At 68.9% G+C, this 5,494-nt stretch carries 4 protein-coding genes; all 4 read right to left on the minus strand.

Annotated elements, in window-relative coordinates:
• Positions 1-79: 79 nt before the first annotated feature.
• Complete coding sequence (locus QN345_RS15020) at positions 80-412, minus strand: STAS domain-containing protein (RefSeq protein WP_134559758.1); 333 nt, start codon at positions 410-412, stop codon at positions 80-82.
• The gene (locus QN345_RS15025) at positions 409-2,364 is read right to left on the minus strand and encodes a glycosyltransferase (protein ID WP_323504572.1); all 1,956 of its coding nucleotides are present in this window, start codon (positions 2,362-2,364) and stop codon (positions 409-411) included. The genes QN345_RS15020 and QN345_RS15025 overlap by 4 nt, the downstream gene beginning before the upstream one ends.
• A gap of 28 nt (positions 2,365-2,392) precedes the next feature.
• Positions 2,393-4,954 carry an OpgC family protein gene (locus tag QN345_RS15030; RefSeq protein ID WP_323508815.1) on the minus strand — a complete coding sequence of 854 codons (2,562 nt, stop codon included), beginning with the start codon at positions 4,952-4,954 and terminating at the stop codon, positions 2,393-2,395.
• 188 nt (positions 4,955-5,142) lie between these two features.
• The coding region (locus QN345_RS15035) for a DUF1731 domain-containing protein (RefSeq protein ID WP_323508816.1) at positions 5,143-5,494 on the minus strand (352 nt) is incomplete at its 5' end.

Below are 5,494 nucleotides of genomic sequence, written 5' to 3' on the forward strand. Positions count from 1 at the left end.
CTCGAGCACGCGCTGGACGAAGTCCTGCACGGTGTCGATATCGTCGGGCGGAGTGCTGAGCGCCAGGGTGGTGTCGGAATCAGTCACGGTATGCGGTCTCTGCGGTCGCGTGGTTCTGCAGGATGCGGTCGAGATGGGTCAGCTCGAACACGAGCGCGACCTGCGGCGTCGCACCGGCGATGCGGAGGTCCCCGCCGGCCTGCCTGGCGACCTTCAGGCCGCCGATGAGGGCTCCGAGCCCTGACGAATCCATGAAGTCGACCCCGCTCAGGTCGACGACGATCCGCACCGTCCCCGCGGCGATCGCTGCGGACACCACCTCGCGCAACAGCGGCGCGGAGACCATGTTGAGTCGGCCGTCCGCGCGAATGGCCGCCACGTTGCCGGCTATCGTTTCAGTCCGGAAATTCATTGCTCTGGGTGCTCCTCTGGTGCGGCCTCAGGGGTGAAGCCTTGGTAGGTGGCCGCCTTGAACAACACGCTCAGGACGACGAGGTCGTAGACGGCCCAGCCGATGTTGACCCCGGTGCCGATCGGTTCGGCGCCGTTGACGAACAGGCGCACACAACCGACGATGATCGCGACGACGAGCATCACCATCACCGTGATCTGCGGCTTGATCAGGTGCCACTGCGGTCCGGTGTGAGCCTGCCTTGTCTTCGGCGTCACGGCGAAGTTGAGCGGGATGCCGAGCACGACGTTGTTGAAGGCGGTGGTGCAGGCGTCGATCCACACCGGGAACAGGGCGAGGCTGTACTGCTGGCCCCGCCAGGTGGGGATACCCCGCGCGGCCACGAAGAACAGGAGCTGGTTGGCGATCATGAACGGGATGAACCTCAGGAAGAAGTCCCAGGCATTGGTGGACACCGGCAGGATCCCGAAGACGAGGAACACGATCGGCGCCGCGAAATAGATGACCGCCGCATAACCGGAGAGGTAGCTCCACATCGTGGCGAAGTACATCAGGCGCTGTGGCAGGCTCATCTTCCACTGCAGCAGCGGGTTCTCCCTGAGGAAGACCTGCATGGTGCCCTGGCCCCAGCGCAGCCGCTGGGTGAGCATCGTGCCCACGTCTTCGGGGGCGAGCCCGTCCGCGAGCAGCTCGTTGTGGTAGACGCTCTTCCAGCCGAGGCCGTGCAGCCGCATCGACGTGGCCATGTCCTCGGTGACCGAGATGGTCGCGAGCGGCATCACCGGCTGGGCCTCGTGGCCGCGGTCGATCGCGATCGTGTCGAGGGCCGAGCGTACGGCCTCGAGCGCCTTGAACGGTGAGAGCTCGCGGGTGGCGAGCCTCGCGACCGTCTCATCGATGTCGAGGAGGTACGGCGAGTCCGGTGTGCCGGCCAACTCGCTGATCTCGCGCAGGTCGTCCGCGAGCGACGTCACCTCGCCGACCACAATGCCGGCGGCCGCGGCATCCACCCGCTCGTGCAGCACGAACGTGACTTCGGCGAGCGGCTCGTCGCGCCGGATCGCGGCACGCGCCTGCCTGATCGCGTGGGTGACTTCCGTGAGGGCGTGCGCGACCGCGGGGTTGCGGGCGGCCGGATGCCGGCGGGCACCCCGCACCACACGGCTCGCGTCGCGGAGCGCGGTGCGCACGGAACCCTCCACCTCGCGCACGTACCCGAGAATGCCGAGGTGCATCAGGGCCTCGCGGCGCAGCACGGCGTTCGATCCGCAGAAGAAGGCGGCATTCCAGCCGTCCTTGCCCTGCTGGATCGGGCCGTAGAACAGGGGCGCCTGGCTGCCGAGCGGGTCCTCGACAGTGACGTTGCTGAAAACCTGCGGGGTTTGCACGAGCGCGACCTTGTCGTCGGTGAAGTAACCGAGGGTGTGGTCGAGGATCTCCGGCCGGGGGATCTGGTCGGCGTCGAGGATGAGCAGGAATTCGCCCTGGGTCTCCATCAGCGCGTTGTTGACGTTCCCGGCCTTCGCGTGGCGCGGCCGGTCGATCCATTCGGTTCCCCGCGAGAGGTAGTCGATGCCGGCTGCCGCCGCCGCCGCTGCGAGCTCCGGCCGGGCGCCGTCGTCGAGCACCCAGGTGCGATGGGGGAAGGTGATCTCCCGCGCGGCGAGTGCCGTCGTCATCACGAGGTCGATCGGCTCGTTGTACGTGGCGATCAGCACGTCGACGGTCGCGTCCGCGGGAGGCGCCGGCGGTGCCGGGCGGGTGTACGCGCGCCACATCATCATGCCGAAGAGGCTGACGTCGATCAGGCTGTACGTTTCGGCGGCGACGAGGGCGACGGCGATCCACCACGCGTCCCAGTTGAGCGAGAACATCCAGCGCCACGCCACGTAGTTGATACCGAGCGCGAGCGTGAGCACGACCACGATCCGCAGTGCCAGCATCCGGCTCATCGGAGCACCCCTCTCATCGCGGCACGATTCATCGCGGCACGATCCGGAACAGGAATTTCGTCCTGACCATCACCCAGAGGAGCGCCAGGATGACGACGTATGCGCCGGTGTTCAGCCACACGTTCCCGTCCTGGAGCGCCGGGATGTTGGCGGCGATCAGGGCGAAGAACACGTGCATGATGAAGACGTAGAGGGTGGCCTGCCCGAGCGGGATCAGGAACCAGCCGAGGGCGCGCCGGATCGGACGCCAGTATGCGCTGACCAGGGCGTAGAGGCTGACGACCACGAGCATCACGTTGAGGAGACGACCGGGCTCGAGGTTGGTGCGCCCGAAGAATGCGCCGTAGATCGAGCGGAAGAGCGCGTCAGGAACGAGTCCGAGGCGAACGGAGAAGGCGCTGGGGAGATACGGGTTGCTCCAGGAGAACAACATCAACGCTGTCGCGAGCAGCACGATCACCGCAGCGGCCACGAGGCCCCACCGCGAGGCGAACCAGCGGAGCAGGGCGACACGGTGGTACCCGGCCACGATTCCCGTGACGAAGAGCACCTGCCAGGTCAGCAGCGGGAACGAGTCCTCGAACTCGGAGGGGAACAGACGCACCCCCGCGAGCGCGTTGAACAGGTACAAGCCCCAGCTGAGCGCGAGCACCGGCACCCACCACCGCTTCGACAACGCCCACAGCACGAGCGGGCAGACCAGGAGCAGCACGACGTACAGGCCCATCACGTTGAACTGCCACGGCCCGAGCCGGAGGAGTGCCAGGTCGAGGAGGATGTGCGGGTTCACCGGGTAGGTCAGCAGTTGCCCGGCGTTGGCATAGAGGTCGTAGACGTGGCCCGACGCCGAACTGCCTCGCGCCCCGGTGCCCTGGTCGGTGAACGTCGTGAGGTAGCCGGCGTTGACGAAGGGCAGCAGGCTCACCGCGAAGATCAGGATCACTACGGCGAGGGCGGTGTAGTACAGCTTCCAGGCGCGCCGGCTGGTTCGGATGACCACCTCGCCGATGCCGCTCATGGCGATCTTGGGCCGGTAGACCATGCCGAGCACGACGCCGGCGAACAACACGAACAGCTCGGCGCCGGAGACGATTCCGATGGCCTCCTGGGTGATCTCCTGGAACAGGGAGACCAGGCCGATGTGGTTGACCACGACGAACACGATCGCGAGGCCGCGCATCAGGTCGATGCGCAGGTCCCGGTCGGTCGGGCCGTCATAGCTCAGCGCCGACCGGCCGCGCCGCGCGACCGCGAGCGCGAAAAGCAGCGTGACTGCGGCGATCACGAGCGCGGCCACGAGCCAGGCCCACCAGCCGCCGATGGTCACCCCCGGTCCGGTGGCAGATGCCCCGGCCTCGTTCGTCGTCGTCGGCGCGAACAGCGGGCCGAGCGTGAGGTCGCTTGCGGCAAGGTCGGCAGCGAAGGCGGCCCGGGTGTTGTCGCCGAGTGTCACGCTCCAGTCGACGAAGGTCCCGCCGACGACCGCACGGGTCGCCGTGGTGTCCTGCCAGAGCACGGCCTTGAGCGTGGCGTATCGCGGGTCGGCGACGGCGGCGAAGACCTGGCGCCACCAGTTCTGCTTGATCGCGAGTTCGCCGGGGCCGCCCGCTGAGGGACTGTAGAACGCCGCGGTCTCCAAGAGGAACGGCGTGCCGGTCGCCGTCGAATACCGGCCGAAGAAGTCGTCGTCGCCTGCGGCGTCTGCGGCGGGGGAGCCGAGGCGGGCGAGCAGCTCGCCGTCGCGCGGAACGGTGTTGCGGGCGTCGCCTCCCGCGGTGTCGTCGTGGTACACCGAGAGCCCCACCCAGTCGGCGACGGCGCCGGGATAGTAGGGGGCGTACGCGTCGTCGCCGCCGTCGACGGAGCCGTCCCGGTTGGTGTCGAGCTCGCGGAGCGTGTCGGTGTCCGCGGCCCGGGTCCCGGTGAACGGATACCCGCCTCCCCAGTTCGGCGACCACACCATCACGGCCCCGGGCAGACGGCGGTGCACGACGTCGGCGACGGCGGCGAAGGCCTGGCGGTATGCGGAGGGCTGCTGTCCCCAGGACACCCAGGTGCTGTTCATGTCGGGGGCGAAGCGCAGGTACAGCGGGGCGGTGCTGGTGCCCCGCGCGGCCGCGATGCCGTCGACCAGCCGCGTCGCGGCATCCGCAGTGATCGCCAGAAGGCTCGTCGTCGGTCGGATGGTGAGTAACGGGAGGGAGCCGGCACCGTTCGTCTTCTGCAGGAATTGGGCGCTGTAGCTCGTGTCGGCGTCGGACATCGGCATCGAGACGGAGTGCTCGTAGAAAGCGCTCGGGGAGCCGAGGCGGGACGCCTGCTCGGTGGCGCTGTCACCGCTCCAGTCGAGGATCGACCCGAAGTACGCTCCGGCGGTCGGCTCGAGGCTGACGGGAGCGCCGTCCGTCGCGGGCGCCGGCGTCACCGTCACGGCGGGCGTCGGCGCAGGTTCCGGCGTTGCCGTTGCCGTTGCCGATTCCGTGGCCGTAGCGGTGGCGGTGGCCGAGGTTGTGGGGGTGGCCCGTGCGGCCGTTGCCGGCGTGGCCAGGGGAAGCGCCAGCGCCAGAACCATGGCAAGCACTGCGGCCACCCGTCGAACACGGGATCGGGAGCCGCGTGCTCTGGAAACCTGCACCTGCTACCCCCGACGTCTGGCCTGACGGCCTCCCTCGACGATGGTGCGACCTGTGCCTCAGCGTAGCGGAAAACGAGGCAATATCACCCCGGATGAGGGTGGGGCGTGGCGGCGACATCACTCGGTGGAGCCGCGCAGCCGGGTCACGCCTCGGCGAGCATCGCGTCGACGGCCTCGGCGACCGTGCCGTGCCGGAACACGAAGCCGTCGCCCTGCAGCAGGGCGCTGCTCACCCGTTGGTCGGCGAGGAGCAGCTGGCGGGCGGCGTCACGGAGCGCGAATGTCAGCGCGAACTCCGGCACCGGCAGGAGGAACGGGCGGTGCAGGGCGACCGTGACGGCCCGGATCACGTCGTTCGCCGAGGTCGGGGCCGGTCCGACGAGGTTGACCGGGCCGCTGAGGGTGGAGCCGAGCAGGTGCACGATCGCGGCGGCCTCGTCGTGCAGGCTGATCCACGGCCAGTGCTGGATGCCGCGGCCGAGCGGGCCGCCGAGG

It is taken from the genome of Cryobacterium sp. 10I1, from assembly GCF_035019805.1.
GTDB classification, from domain to species: domain Bacteria; phylum Actinomycetota; class Actinomycetes; order Actinomycetales; family Microbacteriaceae; genus Cryobacterium; species Cryobacterium glucosi.